Origin of the sequence: Rothia dentocariosa ATCC 17931, from assembly GCF_000164695.2 — a bacterium.
Classification (GTDB): Bacteria; Actinomycetota; Actinomycetes; order Actinomycetales; family Micrococcaceae; genus Rothia; species Rothia dentocariosa.
Genome location: NC_014643.1, coordinates 2470449 through 2495439 on the forward strand (window position 1 = coordinate 2470449; position 24991 = coordinate 2495439).

The window sequence follows — 24991 nt, forward strand, 5'->3', positions numbered from 1 at the left end:
TTATTCTCGCATACATTCCTGAGAAAGTACTCTACTTATAATATTGCCTGTATTTTCACTAACTTTACCTTGAAAATAGTTACGGTTATTTTAGAGACAGAACTCCAGAAATCACCCAAAAGTATGATAAAACCTCCCACAGGTTTTCATTCTAGTTTGGGATAATTGGTGTTATGACTACTACATTAGATACTTCTGTTAAACCAGCTGTTACCGCCCAAAACCTGAGCAAGACTTACGGCACAGGTGAGGCGACGGTACATGCCCTCAATAACGTAACAGTTTCTTTCGAACAGGGTAAATTTACCGCTATTATGGGGCCTTCCGGCTCCGGTAAATCTACCCTTATGCAGACTTTGGCAACCCTAGATACTCCGGATGTTAACCCCAAAACCAGCATCAAAATTGCCGATACCGAGCTATACGGTCGGCGGGATAAAGAGTTAACCGAGTTTCGTCGCGAACATATCGGCTTTATTTTCCAGGCCTTCAACCTGGTACCCACCCTCACCGCCGGGCAGAATATCGACTTACCGCTTGGCCTGGCAGGCAAAAAGCCTGATCCTATTTGGCGCGATTATCTTGTGGAGACTTTGGGTCTAACAAAACGGCTCAGCCACCGTCCCGAACAGCTCTCCGGTGGTCAGCAACAACGCGTCGCCATCGTACGCGCACTACTCTCCCGCCCGGACGTCGTCTTCGCCGACGAGCCCACCGGTAACCTCGATTCAAACTCTGGTACCGAAGTACTCAAGCTCCTGCGAACCGCGGCAAACGAACATCAGCAAACCATCCTCATGGTGACCCACGATGCACACGCAGCATCCTACGCAGACCGCGTGGTCTTCCTCAAAGACGGTGCCATAGCTGGCGAAATGCTCAAACCCACCCACGATGCTGTTCTAAACGCCATGGGACAGTTGGAAGGTGAATAACATTGGCTACAACGCTTAATACGGTGGGGCGCGCTAATTTACGCGCGTCTAAAGGAAAATATATTCTTACTGGAATCGGTATCGCAATTTCTTCATTTTTTATTGCTGCCGTTATTGTATTAGTCAGCTCTTTGCAGGGAACTCTAAATGCATCGGTAAATGGCATTCTTTCCAAAGCAGATAACGTTGTTGTCTCTTCCTATGCGCGCGATAACTCTAACACTGAAGCAAATATCTATCTGGATGAAGAGAGCATCAAAAATATTCAGAATGATGATTCAGTCGATCAGTCGTGGATTGTCTACCAGGGCCGGGGTAAGTTTGGTCCCGATAAAACTCAAGTTTCTTATACCCAAGCGCCTAACAGTGCAGATCTTTTTCCCTTCGACTTTGAAGGTAAATTGCCGACCTCAGACACCGAGCTGATGATCTCGAAAGATTTTGCACAAAAGCATAATCTTCAACTTAATTCTAAGGTCAGTTCCCCCGATATAGTCGCGTCGATCTCTGACCCAAATACAGGAACTACGCGCGAGTACACCATCACCGGTATTTTTGATGTCGGATTCTCAGGCTCCGATACGAATAACGCTATGTTTATTGGCGGAACTTCCTATGGGGAGGCAGCTAACAAGGTACTCAAAAATGCTGGGGGTGCTTCTTCTGCAAACTACGCCGTTCCCGGTGCCAGCATGGCATACGTCAAGTTCAAAGGAACGGACGACGCTGCTGCTCGCGCAGAGCTGCAGAAGAAACTCAACACGGGTGACAAAAAAACTGAGCCTTCTGTTATGTCCGGTCCTGAGTACATGGAGGTTGTGAAGAAACAGCTCTCCACGATGTTCACATTCCTCGGTGTCATCTTAGGCGCCTTTGCCGCACTAGCGCTGCTGGTTTCTTCGTTCGTCATTTCGAACACCTTCGCGGTGCTGGTGGGACAGCGCATCCGCGAGCTGGCGTTGTTACGTACTCTAGGGGCACAGGGCTCGTCCTTGGTACGTATGCTTGTGGTTGAATCGCTTGTTGTGGGCGTCATCTTCTCCACTATCGGCGCGGTTCTCGTGTATCCGATCGCGGCATTGCTGAGTGCGCTATCCAATAATAGTTTCATGGTTTCTTACGATCCGATGGCTTTTGTTGTCGGTGTTGTACTGTGCACCTTGGTCACGGTTATTGCCTCGCTCGCTCCAGCACGTACCGCTTTGAAGATTTCTCCCATCAGCGCGATGGGCGAAACTACGGCTCAGGCGGTCAAGAAGCCGAACATCGCAGGCCTTATTGCGGGTCTTATTATCGGTGCTGGCGGCGGTGCACTCATGATCCTTGCGTTCAATACCATCACGCAGAATAACGATAGCTCAAATGCAGGGACCTCTGTTCTTCTCGTTATGATTGCCGCGCTTCTGCTGGGCATTGCGGTCTTTATGCTGACCCCGTGGCTTCTTCTGCCCCTTGTCCGTGTCCTGGGCTCAGTCTTCCGCAACCAGACCGGAAAATTGGCGGTAGCAAATGCATTGCGTTCCCCGAAACGTACCGTTTCGACCGGGCGCGCGGTCTTGGTAGGCGCGCTTGTCGTCACCGCAGTACTGACCGGATATTCCATCATGACGTCCACCGTGGCGAACGCGATGGATAAGCTATACCCGATCTCTGCGGCAGCCACCTACGGTACCGGACCTACAGCAGGATCTGAGAGCGTCAATAAGGCGCGCTCTGTCGCTGATAAAGTTCGCGGTTTGGAAAACGTCGATAGTGTTGCTGTGGCTTCTGCAGCGGGTACCGTTGATTTCACGGTCCCTCCGAAAGACGGTGGTGAAGCACAGAATCGCACCGAGAATCTGGTAGCACTCAGCCACGACGATCTCACAAAGGTCATTCCGACTGAAGGGTCACATCAGCTTGAAGATGATACCGTGCTTGTCTCGGCTGCCCTTTATGATAATGCCCACTTCAATGACTCCACTCGCCTTAAAGCACGTGGTCCCTTGGGGACGGTAGAGTTAAAACCTATCAAGTCCACCAGCAGCAATATGTCGCTATATATTGTGAATCCCACGACCGGTACCAAGCTGCAGAACGCCTCAGATCCAACGCCTCTGCTAGATTCATCACAGGCTCCTGAAAACGCTCAGGTTCCTGCAGAAGCTACCCCAGATGCTGGGGAGCAGAGCTCTGCTGCATCATCGACAAGTGGTGCTACCGGTGCCCAGACTATGGTGCTCGTTCACGCCAAGTCACCGCTTTCCTCAAGTGCAAACTCGACTCTTCAGGAACAGCTCACCAAGGCTAATGACGGTAACGAATTCACCGGTGGTTTGCAGGGACGCCAGCAATTTGATCAGATTATGATGATCATGCTGATCTTCACCTTAGTTCTTCTTGCCCTGGCCGTAGTCATCTCGATTATCGGTGTAGCCAATACGATGACTTTGTCGGTGAACGAGCGTCGCCGCGAGAATGCGATGCTTCGCTCACTGGGTCTCTCCCGCAAACAGCTGCGTCGCATGATTTCAGCCGAGGCAATTCTGATTACCTTAGGAGCCGTGATCCTAGGCATCCTCGCGGGTGTTGGAATTGGTATTGCCGCCGCTAAAGTTGTGATTGCAGGTACCAGTTCTTCTACTGAAGTCGTCATTGATCTTCCTTACCTTGGATTGTTCTTTGTTCTGCTGGTAGGTCTGGTATCGGCGTTCGTTGCCTCGATATTACCAGCGGCCCGATCGGCCCGTCTCTCCCCTGTGGAGGGCATGCGAGGCTAGTCGATTGGCAAAATGACCTGCATCGAAAAGGGCGAACTCCCCACATTAGGGAGTTTGCCCTTTTTATGTGGTTCGTGCTCCCGAATTATTTTTACGTGTAGAAGTCCCAGATATAAAACTTAGAAAACCCACTTTTATAGATCTAAATAGTCTATATATTCTTACTTTCTAGGGATCAAAATACCGTCCATAATTATTGCATAGACTCTAAATTTTTTATTTTAATTATTTTTCTTCTTCGTGGGTATTTTCATCCTTACGGAGGCTTGCTTTTTTCGATCCCTAGTATTTCTCATCCAAAAGTATGAGTGCCATTTATTTTGCCTTCAAGAATTTCAGCTCAAAGGATGACAAATGTCAGGGGATATATTTTTGCAATCTTGAAACAATTAACTCATGAGCACATCAACAATTCCCGCATACGAACCTGCGGTAGCAACACGTAATCTGTCCAAGACCTACGGCACGGGCGAAGCCATCGTTCATGCCCTTAACAATGTGAACATCGACTTCGAGTACGGCAAGTTCACCGCCATCATGGGGCCTTCCGGCTCTGGTAAATCAACCCTGATGCAAACTCTCGCCACGCTCGATACTCCTGATCGTAATCCAGAGACGATTATTCGCATCGGCGATACCGACCTCTACGGCCAAAAAGATAATCAGCTTACCGAATTCCGCCGTGAGCATGTCGGGTTCATTTTCCAGGCCTTCAACCTAGTTCCAACCCTTACCGCCGGGCAGAATATCGATTTGCCGCTCGGCTTGGCCGGTAAAAAGCCCGATTCGGTGTGGCGCGACTACCTTGTTCAAACCCTAGGGCTGCAAAAACGTCTGGATCACCGTCCCGAACAGCTCTCCGGTGGTCAACAGCAACGCGTCGCTATTGTGCGTGCGTTGCTCTCCCGCCCGGACGTCGTCTTCGCCGACGAGCCCACCGGCAACCTCGATTCAAACTCCGGAGCTGAGGTTCTACGGCTTCTCCGGGATGCAGCAACCGAGCACCAGCAGACCATCCTCATGGTAACGCACGATGCACACGCAGCATCCTACGCAGACCGCGTGGTCTTCCTCAAAGACGGCATGATTGCTGGCGAAATGCTTAATCCCACCCACGACGCGGTGCTTCAGGCTATGGGCCAGTTGGAAGGTGAATAACATTGGCTGCAACGCTTAATACGGTGGCGCGGGCAAATATCCGCTCCTCCAAGAAGAAATACATTCTCACGGGTATTGGTATCGCCATTTCATCGTTCTTCATCTCGGCGGTGCTGATGCTTACCGCATCGCTTCAGGCCACGATGGATGCGACTATCGGTGATGTCTACGCTAACTCCGAGAACATGGTGGTCTCTGCGGGTGTCATGGACCAGGATAATCAGAACTCAACCGCTAAGTTCCCGATGTCCAATGACACGGTTAAGAAGATTCAGGAATCTCCTGAGGTTAGCTCATCCTGGATTCTATACACTTTTTCCGGCACCTACGGAGCCGATAAGGAGAAGGTAGCATACGGTTCTGCGCCACCGTCAAAGGACCTTTCACCCTTTGATATTGAGGGGAATCTCCCGTCCACAGACACCGAACTCCTGGTCGCTAAGAGTTTCGCCGAGAAACACAACCTGAAAATTGGCGATAAGGTAACCATGCCCAATATCGTCACCTCAGCCACCGATAAGGATAGCGCGAAAGACACCGAGTACACCCTCACAGCTACCTTTAACACCGGTATCTCAGATTCACAGATGAGCGACAACGTTTTTATTGGTGGCACCGGTCTTGCGGATACCGCGCGTCAGCTTGCAGAGGAAGAGGGCGGGATCGTCTCAGACCCCGCTAAACCCATGGCGCCTCAGGCGTTCATTAAGCTCAAGAACAATACTCAGGACTCGCGTGACGCGCTGCAGAAAGAACTGAACACCGGTGATAAAAACACCACCCCCAAGGTGCTCTCTAACACGCAGATGATAGATCACCTTAAGAAACAGTTCTCAACGCTCTTCAACTCGCTGAATACCATTCTTATCGCCTTCGCAATTCTGGCTCTGTTGGTTTCTTCGTTCGTCATTTCGAACACCTTCGCGGTGCTGGTGGGGCAGCGTGTACGCGAACTCGCCCTGCTGCGTACTCTCGGTGCCCGCGGTGGTTCGCTGGTGCGGATGCTCCTCATAGAATCACTAATAATTGGGGTCTTCTTCTCAGTCATCGGTTCAGGACTGGTATACGCGGTCGGTGGCATTCTAAACGCGATGTTCAGCTCGTTCATCGTCAATTTCTCCCCCACGGCGTTTATTGCAGGCGTACTCATGTGCACCGCTGTGACCGTACTCGCTTCACTTATACCGGCGCGCACCGCACTGAGTATTTCCCCTATTAGTGCCATGAGCGCAAGCACAAGCCAGGCGGTCAAGAAACCTAGCGTTTTAGGAGGAATCTTCGGTGTTCTCTCCGCTCTTGCAGGCGTTATTATCGCTATCGCGGCTATAGGGAATAAAGACGGCGGATCCGCTATCTCTTCCGTACTGCTGGCATGCCTCTTCCTCGGCATAGCAGTCTTTCTTCTCACCCCGTGGGTTCTCATCCCTCTGGTTCGTTTTTTCGGCGTAGCTCTGCGCGGGCAAACGGGTAAACTGGCGTTAGCAAATTCCTTGCGCTCACCCAAACGCACGGTTTCCACTGGGCGAGCCGTGCTGGTAGGAACCTTGGTTATTTCCGCTGTTCTCACCAGCCACTCAGTGATGAGCGCCTCCATTGCCCAAGAGATTGATAGGATATCGCCGATTTCGGCATACGCTCCTTTCGGTGAATCTACCACAACTAACGGCAGCGCAAGCGTGACAAAGGCTCACGAAGTTGCTGATAAGATCAGGGGCACGAAGAATGTTGAGGCTGTCAGCGTCGGTTCGGCTGCGGGCGTTATCGAATACACAGCAAAACCCGATAACGCAGACTCCGCCAATCTCAAAGACAATGTAATCGCGCTTAGCAACGATGATCTGCACAAGGTAGCAACCGGAGAATCAGGTACCAATTTAAAGAATGATGAGGTACTCGTCCCCCAGGATATTTGGGATCTGGGTAAGTTCGATAACAACACTCGTCTTAAGGTCAGCGGCCCTCTTGGCGAGATTGAGCTCAAACCCGTCAAGGCAAACACTAAGGAACCATTCTTCGTGGTATCACCGGAAACCGGTGCCCAGGTACAGAATGCATCTGATCCGCAGGCCGCTAGTAATCAGGCATTGCCAGACGATCCCGCCGCCCAAGAAGCGCTCATGAAAGCGGCTCAGGAAAACCCCGCCTTGGCGCGTAGTTTCGCAGCACGCGGTACAGCAACCATGGTTCTGGTGCGGGCAAGCACTCCACTGTCATCAAGCGATAATACCGAGCTTCAAGGGGAGCTTGCCAAGGCAAACAACGGAACCGATTTTCAAGGTGGTCTTCAGATTCGCAAGAATAATGACCAAATGCTGACTATTATGCTCAGTGGTGCCTTGATCCTGCTGGCACTGGCTATTGTGATCGCCATTATCGGTGTGGCGAATACTATGACCCTATCGGTGAACGAACGTCGCAGGGAGAATGCGATGCTCCGCTCGCTGGGCCTGTCCCGCAAGCAGCTGCGGCGTATGGTTTCGACCGAGGCTGTCATGATTACTCTCGGCGCGTTGGCGATGGGTATCGTTTCGGGTGTGGGTATAGGCCTTGTACTTTCTCAAGTACTGGTACACGCTACTCGCGAGTCCATGGCGATGGCAGTAGTTCTACCTGTCAGCGGTCTGGTTCTCGTGCTCATCGTGGGTATCATCGCTGCGTTCGCGGCATCAGCTATCCCAGCCTTCCGGTCGGCGCGACAATCCCCGGTAGAGGGGCTGAGTTCCCACTAATCAGGTAGGCTAGATCCTGCAACGGGTGAGGGCTCCCGGTGTTTTAGACAATACCGGGAGCCCTCACTATCAAAAATATCCCGGAACCTCTTTGGAGGTTCCGGGATATTCTGTACTTTATAGTGTGATTCTATGCCTCTTTTGGCGCTTCGTATCGCGGGAAAACCGGTGTCGGTGCAGGAAGCTCCTTCCCAGCTGTCAGGTTCTTAGGGAGCGCAGCGAAAAGGCGTTCCTCCCCTTCTGCTACCCCCAGCAAGTCAAGAAGTTTCTCCATCGAACCGGGCATCACCGGCTGCATCAGAATGGCAACCTGACGGACCACCTCAAGAGTCACATAGAGTACGGTATTCATGCGCTCAAACTCGCCGTTTTTGCGCAGAGTCCACGGTTCCTGTTCCGCAAAGTAAGCATTCGTATCGGCAAGCACAGTCCAGATGCGCTCTAGGGCACGGTGGAACGCCTGCTCATCATAGTCTGCCCGCACCGGTTCATAAAGTGCGGAAGCACCGGCCAGAATCTTGCGGTCAGCCTCAGTAAATTCTCCAGGGGTCGGTACCCTACCGTCGCAGTTCTTGGCAACCATTGAGAGCGAACGCTGCGCCAGATTACCCAGGTTATTCGCAAGATCAGAATTGATGCGGTTGATAATGGATTCTTCGGAATACGAGCCGTCTTGTCCGAAAGAGACCTCGCGCATCAGGAAGAATCGGACCTGATCCAGCCCGAACGCTGCCACAAGATCCGCGGGATCCACCACGTTACCCACCGACTTCGACATTTTCTCGCCATTGACCAGAAGGAACCCATGCCCAAAAACACGTTTGGGCAGCTCAAGACCGGCAGACCAGAGGAAGGCAGGCCAATAGATAGAGTGGAATCGAGTAATATCCTTACCGATCAGGTGCAGATCAGCGGGCCAATATTTCGTGAACAGTTCCCCGTCCGTATTGGGGTAGCCAAGCCCGGTTAGGTAGTTAGTCAGCGCATCCACCCACACGTACATGACATGTTTATCGTTGCCGGGCACGGGGACACCCCAGTCGAAGGTGGTGCGTGAAATCGAAAGGTCATTCAAACCGCCCTTGACGAATGAGATCAGCTCATTGCGACGCGATTCAGGGAAAACATACCCTTCATTTTTATAGAGTTCTAGAAGTTTATCGGCGTACTTTGAGAGGCGGAAGAAATAAGATTCTTCCTCAGTCCATTCGACTTCCGTTCCGGTAGAAATGGCGTAGCGCTGCCCGTCGCGTTCTTCGGTCTCGTCCTCGGCGTAATAGGCTTCATCCCGCACAGAGTACCATCCGGCATATTTATCGAGGTAGATATCCCCGTTCTCTTCCATACGCTTCCAGATTGCTTGGGATGCCTCATAATGGTCCGGATCCGTAGTGCGAATAAAGCGATCGTAGCTAATACCGAGAGCATCGTTCATAGCTTTAAAACGGGCGGAGTTCTCATCGGCGAGTTCTTTGGCGGTTTTCCCCTGTTTCTCAGCGGTGGTCTGCATCTTCTGCCCGTGTTCGTCGGTGCCCGTCATAAAGCGCACGTCAAAACCGTCGAGTCGCTTGAAACGTGCCAGCACATCGGCGGCAATGGTCTCATAGGCATGACCGATGTGGGGGTTTCCGTTGGGGTAAGAAATCGCAGTCGTGATGTAGAAGGGGGTAACACTCATAATTATTAATCTTACCGCAGTTTTTCAGCATAGATGCGGCGAAACAGTAATGCGACAAGCCGCCGTCATGTACCCACACACAACCACAGCTGCAGTAGCAGGCCCCCTCCGCAGGCAGAATGTGCGAAGGGGCTGCCTGCGTTTACAACAGTACGCTGTACGCCGGGCCCGCTAGCTGCATGACCACTCATAGAAGACCTGTGAGAAGTCACGTGCTGCCAACCGGTCCGGGGCGATCACCCAGTTCGCTGTACCACAATCACCCCAGAGCACGCCTATGTTCGAGTTTATCGTTAACAGGTTCACGGTACGCCTGCGGATATCAGAGTTTTCAGGCTCTTCTCGGCGTGGATCACCCTGTATAAAGTCCGGTAACCCACCAAGCCTTGAGTAGTTCCCTGAACCAGTAAAATCCTCAATTTCTTCCACATATACATCAAAGTCATCAAGACTCGTAATAGCCTGTTCCGGGTATGCCTGGTTCCACTTCTCAAGCAGCGGGTGATTTATCGAATCGTTCGGGGCAAATATTTCCCGCCCAGGCGTCGTAAATTCGAGTGCACACTCACTTTTGATAGGCCACCAGAAGTCTCGCTCATGATCCTCCCAAGTCGCTACCGCATCCGGATTCGCTTCACCCAGCTGAGGATAGTAGATCACACGGTGATTCTCTTCCTTATCTATCCCCCAACATACGTTTGTGCTCACCCAGAACTGCACCATGCCGGTAGGCGGATAAATGGGATTCTCAGGTAGTTCAGTACAGTTGATTTGCGCAACCATGCCCATCGGCACCCCGTCCGAGTCGGTGGGCGCCTCCACCCCAGCGGGCAGATACGGCACTCCCCCGAACTTCGAGACGGTCACCGGCAGCGGCTCAGCAGCCTCAGAGGGCTTAATCCTAATAGTGGGTAATGGGTTTTCAGCATAGAGCTCTTCAACAAGGGCAGTAGCTTTCTCAACAATATCGCTCACAGGAAGCTCTCCTTCAACGTTTCTATCTATGGTCATTGCTGGGTTGTGCAGGTGTTTCCACCTGCGCCCTGGTTTAATGAGAGCACCTTCCCGAGCCAGCACACAACCGATTTCGTCATTACCTGTTTTGTCCAGTAACAGGAACAGCACCATATAGCTCCAGCCGCTCAGGTAGGTGGTATATACGATAGGAAAGAAATTCCAGAGCATTGCTATTAGTAGCCGTAAATATCTCAAAGGCCAAGCACACACGAAGGGGTGCCTACCATCATGATAGACACCCCCAGAAACGCTAGTAGCTTAGTGCTTAGCGAGCCACCGAACCTTCGGTATAGTCATCGTCAACAGTGTTCCACGAGAACAGCTCGCGCAGTTTGCGACCGGTAGCTTCAATCGGGTGAGACTCGCCCTTAGCACGCAGTTCCTTGAACTCGGGTGCGCCTGCGGCCTGATCGTCCATGAAGCGCTTTGCGAAGGCGCCATTCTGGATATCGGCGAGAACCTCCTTCATGTTCTCCTTGACCTGAGGAGAAATCACGCGAGGACCGGAGACGTAGTCGCCGTACTCGGCGGTGTCGGAAATGGACCAACGCTGCTTAGCAATACCGCCCTCAATCATCAGATCCACGATGAGCTTGAGTTCGTGCAGAACCTCGAAGTATGCAATTTCAGGCTGGTATCCTGCCTCGGTAAGAACCTCGAAACCGTACTGAACCAGCTGCGAAAGCGAACCACACAGCACTGCCTGCTCACCAAAGAGGTCAGACTCGGTTTCTTCGGTGAAAGTGGTCTTGATAACACCTGCACGGGTTGCACCGAGTGCCTTAGCGTAAGACAGAGCAAGCTCCAGAGCCTTACCGGACGGGTCCTTCTCGACAGCAACGAGAGCGGGCACACCACGACCTGCTTCATATTCACGACGCACGGTATGACCGGGGCCCTTCGGAGCGACCATAGCCACGTCCACGCCTTCGGGAACGGTGATGTACCCGAAGTGAATGTTGAAGCCATGTGCGAAGAACAGAGCATCGCCGGGCTTCAGGTTAGGTTCAATGCTCTCTTTGTAGACCTGAGCCTGTACCTGGTCCGGGGTCAGAATCATGATGAGGTCCGCTTCAGCTGCAGCTTCAGCAACGGTAGCTACACGCAGACCTTCTGCTTCAGCCTTAGCGCGGGATTTGGAGCCCTCAGCCAGACCAACAATAACCTTGACTCCAGAATCACGCAGGTTCAGAGCGTGTGCATGTCCCTGAGAACCATAACCGATAATCGCAACGGTACGTCCCTGGACTGGGGCGAGGTCTGCATCGTCGTTGTAGAAAATGGTTGCTGCCATTTTGTCTCCTCAAAATAATAGGTTTAGCCCGAACTCAGGCTCAGGCGTTAAGTTTACTAGACGTGGCGCCGCTCATGGGCGTTCTGTGATAAATCTCAGGATGCGGGAAGTATCGAACCGTGGGCGGCGCCTCCCACATCCTGACAGGGTTTTAGCGTTAGATACGTTCACTCATGGAACGTGGACCACGAGAGAGTGCAATGGTCCCAGCACGCACGATCTCTCGCACTCCGTAAGGTTCAAGAACATCAAGCAAGGCGTTAAGCTTTTCGGGAGAACCGGTTGCCTCAATCACTACGGACTCGGTAGAGACATCAATAACCGAAGCACGGAAAAGGTCAGCGGCCTGCACAACCTGCAGGCGAGCGGCGGCATCCGCCTTGACCTTAACCATGATGTGATCACGCTGTGTTGAAGTCTCTGGGGCTAACTCCACCACCTTAAGCACATGGATCAGCTTGTTGAGCTGCTTAGTAAGCTGTTCCAAAGTCTCAGGCTCACCATCAGCAACAATTGTGATGCGCGAAACGTCGGGAACCTCAGTGGGACCCACCGCCAAAGACTGAATATTGAACATGCGGCGAGAGAACAAACCGGTCACGCGTGAGAGCACACCGGGTTTGTCTTCAACTAAAACGGATAGGGTGTGCAGGCTCATTAGTTTTCTCCCTCTTCTCGACCGAAATCGGGTGACGTGTTTTTAGCGATTTGGATGAGGTCGTTCGATACACCGGCGGGCACCATCGGCCATACCATGGCATCGGGGCTCACGGTAAAGTCAATCACCACGGGACGGTCGTTGATAGCGAGCGCTTGTTTGATAACCTCGTCCACGTCTTCGTCCCTCTCGCAGCGGAAAGTGGCGCATCCATAGGCGTCGCCAAGCTTCACAAAGTCAGGGATGCGGTCGGTTCCGTGCCCGGTGCGCAGATGGGTGTTGGAGTATCGACCATCGTAGAAGAGTGCCTGCCACTGACGCACCATACCCAGCGAGGAGTTATTGACCACGGCAACCTTGATGGGAATGTTGTTCTGTGCGCAGGTGGCAAGTTCCTGGTTGGTCATCTGAAAACAACCGTCACCATCAATAGCCCACACAACGGAGTCTGGGTTGGCAACTTTCACGCCCATAGCGGCGGGAACGCAGTATCCCATAGTGCCGAGTCCTGCTGAGCTGAGGAAATGCCGCGGTTTCTCTTGGCCGATGAAATGTGCGCCCCACATTTGATGCTGTCCCACGCCGGTCACGTAGAAAGCATCGGGACCGGTGAGGGCGCTCAGGCGCTCCAATACGTGCTGGGGGGATCCCAAGCCGTCGTCGGTCTTGGTGTACCCAAGGGGGTAGTCGTTCTTGATGGTATCAAGTTCAACCCACCACTCGCCTAAGTTCGGCAACTTATTGGCGAACTCGGTGGAGAGCAGTTCGTTGAGTTCGGGGAGCACATAGCGCAAATCACCCACGATCGGCACGTCTGCGAAGCGAATCTTGGAGATTTCTGCCGGGTCTACGTCAATGTGGATGACCTTGGCTTCGGGGGCGAAAGAGTCGAGTTTACCGGTCACGCGGTCGTCAAAACGAGCCCCTAGAGTAATCAGCAGATCGGATTTCTGCATAGCGAACACGGCGGGAACGGTGCCGTGCATACCAGGCATGCCCAGGTTTTGCGGGTTGGAGTCTGGGAAAGCACCACGGGCGTTCAACGTGGTCACCACGGGAGCCCCGGTAATTTCGGCGAGCTTTGCCAGCTCCTCGGATGCACCGGAGCGGATAATACCGCCGCCAACGTACAGTACGGGACGTTTGGATTCACTGATGAGCTTGGCCGCTTCACGAATCTGCTTGGAGTGACCACGGGTTACGGGAGTGTACCCGCGTACCTCAACCTTGGGGGGCCAGTTGAACTCCATCATACCGACCTGCGCGTCCTTGGTGATGTCCACGAGCACGGGGCCGGGGCGTCCGGTGGAGGCGATATGGAACGCGGCAGAGAGCGCACGCGGAATATCCTGCGGATCAGAAATCATGAAGGAGTGCTTGGTAATCGGCATAGTCATGCCCACCACATCCGCTTCTTGGAAGGCGTCGGTGCCCAGAAGTTTGGTGGAAACCTGACCGGTGATAGCTACCAGCGGAACGGAGTCCATATTGGCGTCCGCGATCGCGGTGATCAGGTTTGTGGCGCCCGGCCCTGATGTTGCAATACACACGCCGACTTTGCCGGTGGAAGTTGCATACCCTTGAGCCGCATGCCCTGCCCCCTGCTCATGACGAACGAGGATGTGGTTAATTTTGGAAGAATCCATCAAGGGGTCGTAGGTGGGCAGAATTGCGCCACCTGGCAGACCGAAGACATCGGTAACACCCAAAAGTTCGAGTGTACGAATAATCGCTTGCGAGCCGGTCATGCGTTCGGCAGCAGGGGCTTTTTCTTCAGCCTGCCCACTACCCGCGGAGTTAATCGAAAATCCCGTGGTCATAATAATGATGCCTCGTTTGTATTGTTTTCTAGTTCTCGACAGATGCGCGTGAAGCCCGTCTGTTCGGGTATCTTACGCACTGTTTCGCTCGCTGTAGGCTCCGGTCGGGCGCCTTTAGCTATAAAAATACCCTCCGCTATGGTGTTGCGAAGGGCGCACATTCTATTCACAGAAAATCTACCTTGTGAAGCGCCCTAGGCGACGACGACAAGGCCAAGAATTCGCTGCGTCTTGCGTGTTTGCACCTTTATATAGTCTCGCTCTTGATGTCATGAGTCAAATTTCCACGCCGTTTTTATGAGAGTTTCTCTAATTTCTTCGCATTGCGTGTACTTTCGATATATTTTCGAGCTCTTACCCAGCTCTGTAGGATATCCTGTTGTATGCCCAGCGCCCAAGAGAGCCTGACTCAGGTCAGCACCGGCACAGACAATAATTGATTCTTGCGGTAATCTGCGAGCTCCAGTAATCCCCCAGGTAAATATGTGACGTGATACAGTGACGTAGAACGCCTTCGCCGGTAAGATGAGTACATGACCGACTCGCAAAACCTGGCTGCTTCACCCTCCCCTACACCAGAGCAGTCTAACCAACCACAGAGCGCCGAGGCTCTTACGGGAGAACAGCTCATCAAGGTGCTCCACCCTGCATTCGATGAGCAGATTATTAACTATGGGGCCTACGACTTGGTCTACGCTACCGGAAGCGCCATCTACCGTAACCCTGATATCGACCAACACCAAGAACCTATGCAGGAGCATTTTTTGGTGGGCTACCAAGAGGTTCCTGACGAGGTTATTATCGCCCCTATCCGCATGCCAGATGTTACGCCTGCTGGCACCGCATCCACCATTGATAACACAAATGCGCTGCACGCATACCGGGTAGGTGAACATTCGGTGGCTATTGAATCGGTGAACGGCAGCTCTTTCCTGCTTATTTTTGAGGATGCGCCTGAGATTACCACCATTCACGGGACCGGTGTTCTCAACCAGAGTCGCGACGTCTCTGCTTTCCGCGAGTTTGTAACCTCACGCTGGCCTGTTCTCTAGGCTCTTAAACGGCCTGTACCATACAGGGCTGTCACGGATAATGCATATACACTAATCCAGCCGGACTGTATAAAAAGCAAACCCCGTCACAGATAGTGACGGGGTTTATTCTGTGCGCCCTCTGGGACTCGAACCCAGAACCCATTGATTAAGAGTCAATTGCTCTGCCAATTGAGCTAAAGGCGCTTAGGTAACAAATATTGCAGCTTCGCAACGGCAACAGATAAATACTATACGAGCATCAAGCGCGTTTTGCAACTTATGAACACGGCTGTAGTCAGCGATTTTGGCGAACATCGACGTCCAGCATCACGATTGCAAATCACTATGGTATACAACAAAACCCCGCCATAACCGACGGGGTTTATTTTGTGCGCCCCCTGGGACTCGAACCCAGAACCCATTGATTAAGAGTCAATTGCTCTGCCAATTGAGCTAGAGGCGCTTACTTGGGGTGATGTATCGCATTCGTACGACAACAGATAAATACTATACGGATAATTAATATTTCACGCAAGTTACATATAAGTGACGCTTCACACAAACTCTTATTTCTTGCTGTCGCTCATGCTCTCGATGGCACCGCAGCGCCTCATCTCATGGCGCACCCTCACAAAAAAATATCCCAGAGATCCTATAAACCCCGTACACTAAAGAGAACGTTTACGGCAACACATGCAATACCGAGAACCTCTACTTTTAAGGAGAAACCATGAGCACCCGACTAGAACCAGGCACAAAAGCCCCAAGTTTTACCCTGGAAGATTATACCGGTCAGCAATATTCCCTAGCGGATTACGCAGGGCATAAGGTCATTCTCTACTTCTATCCCAAGGCATCAACACCCGGATGCACCAAAGAAGCTTGCGATTTTCGAGATAACCTTGCCTCTTTGAAATCGCTCGGATACGTTGTCTTAGGCGTTTCTCCCGACAAACCCGCAGCCCTAGAGAAGTTCACCACCAAAGAGTCTCTCACTTTCCCCCTTCTCTCCGATGCCGATCACGCTGTTGCGCTTGTCTATGGCGCATGGGGCGAGAAGAAAAACTATGGCAAAGTCTACGAAGGACTTATCCGATCTACATTCGTCATCAATGAGCAGGGCATCATAGAGCTGGCGCAATATAATGTACGCGCCACCGGCCATGTTGCTAAGCTACGCCGTGACCTTGGCATTGACCCCAAATAGTCGGATTTTTCCGTTTGTATAGTCTTACGTCCTCGTGTAGACTTTCCTAGGTAGCTTTGCTCCCCGCGCGAGTGGTGAAATTGGCAGACACGCAGGATTTAGGTTCCTGTGCCTTACGGCGTGGGGGTTCAAGTCCCCCCTCGCGCACCAATCTTGGGTCCGCAACGTCTTCTTATCGAAGAAGTTGCGGGCTTTTTGTTATATACCGCACAGCAGAGTACCCTGGCGCTATATCCCTAAGCCTATAATTCGCTGTGAGTCGTGCCTAAAACCCTCTTTGAGTATCGCGACATTAAATCGTGACGTTGTATTCTAAAAGAATAGTGTTTTCGCCCAGACATAAACGCCTTATCAACCACGCATTACCTATCACGGTTCAGTAATCACCATGGAAGGGTTTGTCCGTGAATCATCTCTCCCCAACCGATGCCTCCGGTATCAGCTATAGCGGTATCAGCCGCCGCACTGCGCTGCGGTTAGGGTCTCTTCTGGCAGCGGGTTATACTTTGACGGCCTGCGGTGATTCGGCACCCGACAACGGTTCAGGAGAGACCCGCAGGATCTTTAGATTTGCTCAAGGCGCGGCACCTTACTCTCTTGATCCCGCCTTTGACCCGGTCTCTCCGACGTACCGTGTAACAGCACAGATTCTTGAAACTCTCGTGAGTGCCGACCATTACACGGGCGTTCCGCAGGAGGCGCTTGCCTCCTCGTGGACGATTAGCCCAGATGGTCTGACCTATACGTTTACGCTCCGGGAAGGGGTCTCATTTAGCGATGGCACTCCCCTTACGGCAGAAGCCGTACTGCGTAATGTACAGCGGTGGCAGGCGTTAGCAACATCCCCAGAAACGGCGGCTCGCTGCGTTCCCTTTCAGCCACTCTACGGCTGGGGTTTTGGTAATATTGTGCACTCCAACTCGCCACACGCAGGTAAAGCATCACAGGAGACAAGCTCTTCACCGTCTGCCGCCGCAACGCAAACCCCTGCGGCTCAGGAAGACACAGATACACCCAAGGCCGATACACCAAAGACTGATGAACGCACCGAGCAGATACCTTTACGTTATGCTCCCCTAGTTTCCGATGTGCGCGTCACCGACTCCAAACTTGTGTTTACGCTTGTACGTCCTTCACAAGCGTTCTTGCGGATTCTGACCCAACCAGCTTTCGGCATCGTTTCACCCGAGGCACTTACCGAGAACCACCGTATCAAAGAGATGCCCATCGGTACTGGGCCCTTTAAAATCTCAACGCCCGCTTCGCAAAATACCGATATCGTTCTCATACGCAACGATAAATTTGTGAGTATCAAGCAGGAAAAGATTGAACTCGACGAAATACATTTCTCGACTCTCAATTCTTCCGACAAGCGTTACTATGCTCTCGTAGACAATAAAGTTGATGCCTGCGATCAAGTAAGCGGCAATGACTTAGGGCCGCTGGGGCGTGAAGGGTTCCTGTACCCGCTGCGTGATCCCTTCTCGCTTCTTTATCTGGGGTTCAACCTTGCGCATCCGGTTCTTAAAGATATTTCGGTGCGCCGAGCTATCGCGCGAGCTGTCGATCGCGGTGCCCTCATCCGATATTACCTTTCTGGAACTTCTGAAGCACTGCACCTTATGCCTAGGCTTTTTCGTACCTCGGACGACTCTCTGGAACGTCTCTATAAGCGAGACGTTGACCAAGCAAAATCGTTGCTCGCGGCCTCAGGATATACAGGCGAAACCATCGAATGCTACTACCCTATTGATGTTTCGCTTCCGTGGATTATGTCGCCCCAAAAAGTCTACTCTGAGATGATCGGAGCTCTTCTCGATATTGGGCTCAATATTAAACCTATTCCGCTGAACTGGTCCGATTATCATACCCGCGCTACGGAAATAAATACTACTCGCGGCATTCTCCTCGGTGGTTTCTACGGAACCTATCGTGATCCTTACGCTTTTCTTGGGCCGGTTCTTGCGCCTCTTCTGGTGGCGCAGTGGATCGATGCTATGGGATTAAACCCCGTATCGCACGATACCCCCGAGTCGAAGGCGCATCCCACCGATTCTCCGATTCCATCACCGTCAGCAAGCGCTGCCCCGAAGGACAGTTCCGAAGCCGAGACATCACCTACCCCGTCTCCCAGCATTACTCCTGCAAAGGTAGAACCTGCGCCTACGCTGGAACAGATTATGAGTAAGATTCGCGAAGCCGATAGCGCCACTTCTTTAGACGAACAGCGTGAAAAATATCGTTCCATCAACCATGATTTAGCGGCATTTATGCCTGCGGTCCCACTTTTGAACGTTACGTCTAACATAGGTATTAATCGACGCATTATTGGCTACGAAACCGAACAAAGCGCTATCGAGCTCTTTGCTAAAGTGCGAATTTCCTAAGGCTTCTGTTGTGGAATTTAATGTATTTTGCAGAATTTCCTCACTCTTTTGTGAACTACATTACTGATTCTGGATTTTTCTCAGTGGAATGTGTACCTACAGACCCTCAGGGAGTACGCTAGAGTCATACAACTGTCATATGACCGTGCCCAAAGCCGGGCACCAAACCCCTGGGAGTATCAGTGGTAGCACGTACTGAACAGACCGATGTCGTCCTTGTGGGCGGCGGTATTATGAGCGCAACGCTTGGTGTCTTTTTGAAGGAATTGGAGCCCACCTGGAATATTACTCTTCTGGAACGCCTCGATAAACCTGCGCAGGAATCCTCGAACCCGTGGAATAACGCTGGCACCGGTCATTCTGCACTGTGCGAGTTGAATTACGCCCCCGCTGGTCCCGACGGAAAAGTAAGCACCGATAAAGCCTTGGGTATTAATGAGCAGTTCCAGATTTCACGTCAGTTATGGGCTTCCCTTGTGAATGAAGGTATTCTGCCCAATAACGATTTCATCCACCCTGTACCCCATATGTCCCTTGTATTCGGCGAAGATCATTCCAAGTACCTTGCGGCACGTTACGATTCTTTCCGTCAGCAGAAGCTCTTCGAGCGAATGCAGTTCTCCACGGAACGCGACCAAATTGCTCAATGGGCGCCCTTGACGGTCAAGGGCCGCTCCGAAGGAGAACCGGTCGCAGCTACCTGGGCTCCGGAAGGTACCGACGTTGATTTTGGTGCGCTTACCTCCGGCATGATCGACTATCTGCAATCTCAGGGAGTCGAAGTACGCTACGGCTACGAGGTTAAGAACCTTGATCGTGAATCTGACGGTACGTGGACTGTCTCTGCCATTAACCGCATTAATACCGAAGAGCCCCTGAAAATCCACGCTAAATTTGTTTTTCTCGGCGCTGGAGGCGGTGCTTTGCATCTGCTCCAAAAGTCTGGGATTGAGGAAGGTAAGGGATACGGCGGCTTCCCGGTTTCGGGTCTGTTCCTGCGCAACACCAATGAAATTACCGCCGCTAAGCACAATGCAAAGGTGTATGGTCAGGCGTCCGTAGGCGCTCCTCCCATGTCTGTTCCACATTTGGATACTCGGTATGTTAACGGCAAGCGCTCTCTGCTTTTCGGGCCTTATGCTGGGTTCAAGACTAATTTCCTGAAGCAAGGGTCTCTCCTTGACCTGCCTCTCTCACTTCGTCTGCACAATATTTATCCCATGACTCGTGCGGGTCTCGATAACCTGTCGCTCGTCAAATATCTGCTCACCGAGTTGGTTAAAGATAAGAATGCGCGTCTGGAGTCCCTGCACCGCTACTACCCTGAGGCTAACGGCGACGAGTGGGAACTCATTGAAGCGGGTCAACGTGTGCAAATTATGAAGAAGGACGCGAAGAAGGGCGGAATTCTGCAATTTGGCACCGAGGTTGTTTCTTCGGCCGATGGTTCTATCGCCGCTCTGCTTGGCGCATCACCGGGGGCTTCAACCGCAGCACCCATTATGCTGAACCTGCTCAAGAGGTGCTTTCCCTCTCAGTTTGCAGGTTGGGAGTCGCGCATCCGTGCTCTGGTTCCGGGGTATGGGGTTAAACTCAACGATAATCCGGATCTCGCTGACGAAATTATGGCTCACACTGCACATACATTAGATATCGCCAACTAAGATACACTTGAGGTGCTGACTCGAAAACCTTCGTCCTGTTCCCTGCCATACACAGGTTTTTGGATGGAGGTTTTCGCTGTTAAGTAATAGTAAAACTCTTCAGTGGAGAGAACTCATACGTGCCGCGCTCTATCGTTCCTCCTCATGAGAAAAACTATTTCCTGTATTATTGCCACAAGTACTTGGTACTCCTAAGCGCCGCAAGCAAACACCAAGACAAGGAACGCTCCTATGGCACGACGCCGCAAAAAATCACTTCCTCATTCAGAATATGTAAAAATACGCGAATTTCCTCAGGGCAGTATCGCCTATATCTTTCGACGCGCGGGTTTTTCCTTTGGAGCGCACGGGGGAACAGATCTAGCCGCAGCACTCACCTATTTCACGGTGCTCTCTGCATTTCCTGCTCTGCTCGCGATCCTATCACTCCTGGGAATTTTTGGGCAGGGAGAAGACAGCGCCAAGGTAATCTTAGAGTTCCTCCAAGAGCGTGCCCCTCAGCAAATGTACTCGATTCTGGAAGGACCTATTCATCAGCTAACCAATGGACAAGGCGCCGGGTTTGCATTAATCATTGGTATTCTCAGTGCGCTCTGGTCTGCCTCCGGATATGTAGGGTCTTTCGGGCGTGCGCTCAATAACGTATACGGAGTACGCGAAGGACGACCCGGGTGGTTCCTCAAACCCTATAACGTACTCATCACTACCGGGGTGATAGTGCTTGTGGTTCTCATGATGCTGATGTTCCTCTTGGGAGCCTCAGTTCTCGACTGGGCTGCGCCCTATATGCCTGGAGTAGATATAGAACTCATCAAGGTTCTGTGGCTCAATGGACGTTGGGTTTTAATTCTCATTCTTGCGGTATTTCTCATTGCGATGCTCTACACTGCAACGCCCAATGTGCGGCGTCTTAAAATTCGGTGGACCTCGCCGGGAGCCGTTATCGCCTTGTTTGGCATGGGATTAGGCGGACTAGGCTTTACCATCTACACCAATAATTTCAGCAAATATAACGCTACCTACGGACTTATCGGTGGTGTCATCGTCATGCTGGTGTTCCTCTGGATCATGAACAATATGCTGGTCTTTGGCGCTCATGTCGATGCTGAATTTGAACGGATGCGCCAAATTGTGGCGGGTGAGGATATCGACGGAAAACTGCGTGTAGAGCCCCGCGACACCCGAGCCATTACCAAGTACCAGGAAAAATTAGAGGCCCTAAGCTCAAGTGCCCAAGAGATCCAAGACCTTGCAAGCGGTCAGCAGACGCTTCCCAAACCGCCCGAGCCCTCAATCCTCGAACGGGTGCAGACTGCTGTTTCTACCAACACTGAGATGCTTCGACAGGCTGTTTCCGATACCCGTGCAGGGGCGACGGAGACACAATCCTCTGAGGATTCTGGGGACGTGAAGGAGAAGGCTTCGGAGTCCTCTCAAAAACATACCCGCGATTCCACTCCACACAGCGATAATCCTCAAAACGGCAGCTCCAAGCGTCAAGACTCTTCGCGAGACACGCTTTTTTAAGTGCAGCATGAGCGGCACATGCACTACCGGATAGACCCGTGGTAGTTGGCGGAAATATACCGCACCCACCACGATTGTGTTTGTCATAAACGTGATTTTTCGCCCCACACGTCATATATATTTTCCTCTACACAATCAGCACGCGCAGGTGCAAAAATATACATATGTGTGAGACTCCCATACCGCCTTTTGAATACACCCGCTACACACCTGCAAACGCGGAAAAAGGTACAACTCCCGTTCTGTTTCTGCACGGCTTTGCAACCCGTAGCGACCAGCTCTGGGGCGGTACCGGCTGGATTCGTCAGTACATTCGGGCGGGTATACCCGTGCTAACCGTCGATTTACCTTTTCACGGGCGAAAATACCTCAAAGACTCCAACTTTACGGTACATGCCAAACTCCCGGTGGGAACAATCGAAGAACACGGTATTTTTCCGGTCGTCCAGACCACAGTGTCAGAAGATGGTTCACCGCAGAACGGCATGGTTCTCTTTGCTGATACGCTTTCTGCTCTCCTTGACGAACTTGCTATCCAGCAAGTACATGGTGTGGGTTTTTCCTTCGGATCTAGGGTAGGGTGGGAGCTCGCTCTGAGGCACCCATCTCGCGTTGCATCGCTTATTCTGGGCGGTATGCCCCTGCACAATCACCTCGAAGCCTTGCGCTCTATGCTTTCTGCCTCGTGTGCTGATGATGCCATTGCCCAAGATCCTGCGACAGCAGAAGCCTTTACCAGCATTATTGAATCCTCACCTTTGCGCACCGATGCTCTTCTTGATTTTGTGCATATACCCTTCGGCGAGTTCTTCTCACTGCCGTCTGCGCTTGCAGACTCTACGCGCATTCCCGTTATTCACGCTGCGAACCCGCCTTTCCCGTACCCTCATGTTCCTCTGCTGATCGCAATCGGTTCCGAAGACTCCATCGCTGCCGACGGGCGTAGGCTATATCCCCTGCTCCAGAGGGTACATCCGTATCTAAAATTTCTTGATATTCCGGGGCGGGATCATGTGAGCGCCTTAACCTCAGGCGTTTTTAGGCGCAACGCTTTAGCCTTTGCGCACGATTCTCAGGGAAGTAACCGGCAAGCAGTATAAGCATCTTTCATGCGCACCAACACGCTTAGCTTATAGCTATTCATATGTACAGACCCTAGTGATAGCCCTAGAATGGAAAGACGTATCAAGAAATCTTGATGCGTCAGAACATGTGGTCATACATGCTCTATGCGACGGGTAAAGCCGCACGAGGTCCCGAAACTTCTTCAACGATCCCGAAGGGAATAAGCCAAAGCATGCACAAGGTTAAAGCTGTTGTAGCGCTCGCTAAGAACGAGCCCGTTACTGTAACGACTATTAATGTACCCGATCCCGGTCCGGGCGAGGCTCTCGTGAAGGTTCTTACCTGCGGTGTTTGCCAGACAGATCACCACTATGTTGCAGGCGGTGTGGGCGATGATTTCCCCTACCTGCTGGGGCACGAATCAGCAGCCGTAGTGGAGGCAATTGGCGATAACGTAACCGATATTGCCCCCGGAGATCTTGTGATCCTCAACTGGCGTGCGGTCTGCGGTGAATGCCGTGCATGCCGTAAGGGCGAGCCGCAGTACTGTTTCGCGACCCATAACGCAACCCAGAAAATGACTCTGGAGGATGGCACCGAACTCACTGCTGCCCTAGGCATTGGCTCTTTTGCCGAGAAAACCCTTGTCGCAGCGGGTCAGTGCACGAAGATTACCGCCGATATTTCCCCCGAGCAGTACGCCGCTATTGGACTGCTCGGGTGCGGTGTGACCGCAGGCCTGGGTGCTGTTCTCAACACGGGTGCGCTCAAACGCGGAGAATCTGTGGCCGTTATTGGATGCGGCGGCGTGGGCACCGCTGCAATTGCCGGAGCGCAGCTGGGCGGGGCAACTACCATTATCGCCGTTGATATTGATGACGATAAGCTCGAACGCGCACGCCAGCAGGGTGCAACCCACACCGTAAACTCAGCCAAGGTAGACCCGGTCGAGGCTATTCGGGAGCTGACCGGCGGGTTTGGTGCGGATCTGGTAATAGATGCCGTAGGTATCGCACCCACCTTCAAGCAGGCTTTCGAGGCACGCGATCTTGCCGGGCGCGTGGTACTTGTGGGAGTTCCTGAACCTGGCACTACCTGGGATATTCCTCTGGATGAGGTTTTTGGACGCGGCGGATCCATTAAGAGTGCCTGGTACGGTGACACCCTGCCTTCGCGCGACTTCCCCGAGTTCGTAAACCAGTACCTGCTCGGTCGCCTCGATCTAGACGGTTTTATCTCCGAGCGTATTAAACTGGAAGACGTCAATGATGCCTTTGAAACCATGAAGACCGGGCGCGTGTTGCGCTCCGTTGTAGAACTCTAAAAACCGGGGAAGGAACTTTTTCATGGCTGAGACTATCGAACGGGTCGTCACGCACGGAACTTTTTCGCTTGACGGCGGTACCTGGGAAGTCGATAACAACGTCTGGATTATCGGCGATAATAAACACGTAACCATTATCGACCCCGCGCATAATATAGATAAGATTGCGAAAAAAGTGGGTGAGCGTACGGTCGAAAAAATTCTGCTGACCCATGCCCATGACGATCATATTCGTTCCGCGAAGGAAGCCGCCGAGCGCTTCAAAGCACCCGTCTACCTGAACCCTGAGGATCGGGTGCTCTGGGAGATGGTGTACCCCTCCTGGGACTTCGACGAGTCCCTGCATGACGGGCAGAAAATCCGTGTTGGCGCTACGGAGCTTCATGTGATCGCAACCCCCGGGCACTCCCCCGGCTCAGTCTGCTTCTACGCCCCTGAACTGAGCTGGGAGAACAGCGAAGGCGTACTCTTTTCGGGCGATACTCTCTTCAAGGGCGGTCCCGGAGCGACTGGGCGCTCATACAGTAACTTCGACACTATTATCGATTCCATCGAGTCGAAGTTACTCACTCTCCCTGCTTCTACGGCGGTTCTCACGGGTCACGGAGACTCCACAGGCATCGGTGTAGAGGCACCCGATCTAGACGCTTGGAAAAAACGCGGGCACTAAGAATCTCACGGCTCTTTTGCTCATATATGAGGTGGTACAGGTTTTCCTCTCGAAAACTTGTACCA

General features: G+C 52.2%; 17 protein-coding genes and 3 tRNA genes. 13 read left to right on the forward strand and 7 right to left on the reverse strand.

What is annotated here, in order from left to right; genetic code table 11:
* The first annotated feature begins 173 nt into the window (after positions 1 to 173).
* From HMPREF0733_RS10520 to HMPREF0733_RS10535, 4 genes are all read left to right on the forward strand, one after another.
* The gene (locus HMPREF0733_RS10520; RefSeq protein ID WP_013399298.1) at positions 174 to 935 is read left to right on the forward strand and encodes an ABC transporter ATP-binding protein; all 762 of its coding nucleotides are present in this window, start codon (positions 174 to 176) and stop codon (positions 933 to 935) included.
* A 2-nt stretch (positions 936 to 937) separates the two neighbouring features.
* Entirely contained in the window at positions 938 to 3694 is a 2757-nt protein-coding gene (locus HMPREF0733_RS10525) for an ABC transporter permease (RefSeq protein ID WP_041321820.1), read from the forward strand.
* A 396-nt stretch (positions 3695 to 4090) separates the two neighbouring features.
* On the forward strand, positions 4091 to 4852 hold the full coding sequence (locus HMPREF0733_RS10530; protein ID WP_004004947.1) for an ABC transporter ATP-binding protein: 762 nt from the start codon (positions 4091 to 4093) through the stop codon (positions 4850 to 4852).
* A 2-nt stretch (positions 4853 to 4854) separates the two neighbouring features.
* Positions 4855 to 7581: an FtsX-like permease family protein gene (locus tag HMPREF0733_RS10535; protein ID WP_013399300.1), complete on the forward strand. Its 2727-nt coding sequence runs from the start codon at positions 4855 to 4857 to the stop codon at positions 7579 to 7581.
* 130 nt (positions 7582 to 7711) lie between these two features.
* On the opposite strand, the gene metG is transcribed toward HMPREF0733_RS10535, so the two are convergent.
* From metG to HMPREF0733_RS10560, 5 genes are all read right to left on the reverse strand, one after another.
* The gene (metG, locus tag HMPREF0733_RS10540) at positions 7712 to 9259 is read right to left on the reverse strand and encodes a methionine--tRNA ligase (RefSeq protein WP_013399301.1); all 1548 of its coding nucleotides are present in this window, start codon (positions 9257 to 9259) and stop codon (positions 7712 to 7714) included.
* A gap of 171 nt (positions 9260 to 9430) precedes the next feature.
* A complete protein-coding gene (locus HMPREF0733_RS10545; RefSeq protein ID WP_041322160.1) occupies positions 9431 to 10234 on the reverse strand; it encodes a YwqG family protein in 804 nt (267 codons plus the stop codon).
* Positions 10235 to 10541: 307 nt separating this feature from the next.
* On the reverse strand, positions 10542 to 11570 hold the full coding sequence (gene ilvC, locus HMPREF0733_RS10550) for a ketol-acid reductoisomerase (protein ID WP_013399303.1): 1029 nt from the start codon (positions 11568 to 11570) through the stop codon (positions 10542 to 10544).
* 157 nt (positions 11571 to 11727) lie between these two features.
* Positions 11728 to 12228 (reverse strand): acetolactate synthase small subunit, encoded by a 501-nt coding sequence (gene ilvN, locus HMPREF0733_RS10555; RefSeq protein WP_004004952.1) that lies wholly within the window; start codon positions 12226 to 12228, stop codon positions 11728 to 11730.
* Entirely contained in the window at positions 12228 to 14048 is a 1821-nt protein-coding gene (locus HMPREF0733_RS10560; RefSeq protein ID WP_013399304.1) for an acetolactate synthase large subunit, read from the reverse strand. Before HMPREF0733_RS10560 ends, ilvN begins: the two co-directional genes overlap by 1 nt.
* 533 nt (positions 14049 to 14581) lie before the next feature.
* On the opposite strand from HMPREF0733_RS10560, the gene HMPREF0733_RS10565 reads away from it, so the two are divergent.
* Positions 14582 to 15100, forward strand: a complete 519-nt coding sequence (locus tag HMPREF0733_RS10565) for a hypothetical protein (RefSeq protein ID WP_013399306.1) — start codon at positions 14582 to 14584, stop codon at positions 15098 to 15100.
* Between the two features lie 113 nt (positions 15101 to 15213).
* Here HMPREF0733_RS10565 and HMPREF0733_RS10570 read toward each other — a convergent pair.
* Both HMPREF0733_RS10570 and HMPREF0733_RS10575 read right to left on the reverse strand, forming a co-directional pair.
* Positions 15214 to 15286: transfer RNA gene (locus HMPREF0733_RS10570), tRNA-Lys, on the reverse strand.
* A gap of 186 nt (positions 15287 to 15472) precedes the next feature.
* Positions 15473 to 15545: transfer RNA gene (locus HMPREF0733_RS10575), tRNA-Lys, on the reverse strand.
* A gap of 267 nt (positions 15546 to 15812) precedes the next feature.
* On the opposite strand from HMPREF0733_RS10575, the gene bcp reads away from it, so the two are divergent.
* From bcp to HMPREF0733_RS10615, 8 genes are all read left to right on the forward strand, one after another.
* Positions 15813 to 16289 (forward strand): thioredoxin-dependent thiol peroxidase, encoded by a 477-nt coding sequence (gene bcp, locus HMPREF0733_RS10580; protein ID WP_013399308.1) that lies wholly within the window; start codon positions 15813 to 15815, stop codon positions 16287 to 16289.
* A 65-nt stretch (positions 16290 to 16354) separates the two neighbouring features.
* Positions 16355 to 16439, forward strand: a tRNA-Leu gene (locus tag HMPREF0733_RS10585).
* Positions 16440 to 16693: 254 nt separating this feature from the next.
* A complete protein-coding gene (locus tag HMPREF0733_RS10590; protein ID WP_041321821.1) occupies positions 16694 to 18676 on the forward strand; it encodes an ABC transporter substrate-binding protein in 1983 nt (660 codons plus the stop codon).
* A gap of 182 nt (positions 18677 to 18858) precedes the next feature.
* Positions 18859 to 20340, forward strand: a complete 1482-nt coding sequence (locus HMPREF0733_RS10595) for a malate:quinone oxidoreductase (RefSeq protein WP_013399310.1) — start codon at positions 18859 to 18861, stop codon at positions 20338 to 20340.
* A gap of 231 nt (positions 20341 to 20571) precedes the next feature.
* The gene (locus tag HMPREF0733_RS10600; protein WP_013399311.1) at positions 20572 to 21867 is read left to right on the forward strand and encodes a YihY/virulence factor BrkB family protein; all 1296 of its coding nucleotides are present in this window, start codon (positions 20572 to 20574) and stop codon (positions 21865 to 21867) included.
* Positions 21868 to 22031: 164 nt separating this feature from the next.
* Positions 22032 to 22967 (forward strand): alpha/beta fold hydrolase, encoded by a 936-nt coding sequence (locus HMPREF0733_RS10605; protein WP_013399312.1) that lies wholly within the window; start codon positions 22032 to 22034, stop codon positions 22965 to 22967.
* A 197-nt stretch (positions 22968 to 23164) separates the two neighbouring features.
* Complete coding sequence (locus HMPREF0733_RS10610) at positions 23165 to 24256, forward strand: S-(hydroxymethyl)mycothiol dehydrogenase (protein WP_041322162.1); 1092 nt, start codon at positions 23165 to 23167, stop codon at positions 24254 to 24256.
* 22 nt (positions 24257 to 24278) lie between these two features.
* Complete coding sequence (locus HMPREF0733_RS10615; RefSeq protein WP_013399314.1) at positions 24279 to 24926, forward strand: MBL fold metallo-hydrolase; 648 nt, start codon at positions 24279 to 24281, stop codon at positions 24924 to 24926.
* The last annotated feature ends 65 nt before the right edge of the window (positions 24927 to 24991 follow it).

Excerpts from the sequence above, each read along its gene's own strand:
- HMPREF0733_RS10520 (WP_013399298.1), top strand. The coding sequence starts at position 174 with ATGACTACTACATTAGATACTTCTGTTAAACCAGCTGTTACCGCCCAA.
- HMPREF0733_RS10530 (WP_004004947.1), top strand. The coding sequence starts at position 4,091 with ATGAGCACATCAACAATTCCCGCATACGAACCTGCGGTAGCAACACGT.
- metG (WP_013399301.1), bottom strand. The coding sequence starts at position 9,259 with ATGAGTGTTACCCCCTTCTACATCACGACTGCGATTTCTTACCCCAAC.
- ilvC (WP_013399303.1), bottom strand. The coding sequence starts at position 11,570 with ATGGCAGCAACCATTTTCTACAACGACGATGCAGACCTCGCCCCAGTC.
- ilvN (WP_004004952.1), bottom strand. The coding sequence starts at position 12,228 with ATGAGCCTGCACACCCTATCCGTTTTAGTTGAAGACAAACCCGGTGTG.
- HMPREF0733_RS10560 (WP_013399304.1), bottom strand. The coding sequence starts at position 14,048 with ATGACCACGGGATTTTCGATTAACTCCGCGGGTAGTGGGCAGGCTGAA.
- HMPREF0733_RS10565 (WP_013399306.1), top strand. The coding sequence starts at position 14,582 with ATGACCGACTCGCAAAACCTGGCTGCTTCACCCTCCCCTACACCAGAG.
- bcp (WP_013399308.1), top strand. The coding sequence starts at position 15,813 with ATGAGCACCCGACTAGAACCAGGCACAAAAGCCCCAAGTTTTACCCTG.
- HMPREF0733_RS10600 (WP_013399311.1), top strand. The coding sequence starts at position 20,572 with ATGGCACGACGCCGCAAAAAATCACTTCCTCATTCAGAATATGTAAAA.
- HMPREF0733_RS10605 (WP_013399312.1), top strand. The coding sequence starts at position 22,032 with ATGTGTGAGACTCCCATACCGCCTTTTGAATACACCCGCTACACACCT.
- HMPREF0733_RS10610 (WP_041322162.1), top strand. The coding sequence starts at position 23,165 with ATGCACAAGGTTAAAGCTGTTGTAGCGCTCGCTAAGAACGAGCCCGTT.
- HMPREF0733_RS10615 (WP_013399314.1), top strand. The coding sequence starts at position 24,279 with ATGGCTGAGACTATCGAACGGGTCGTCACGCACGGAACTTTTTCGCTT.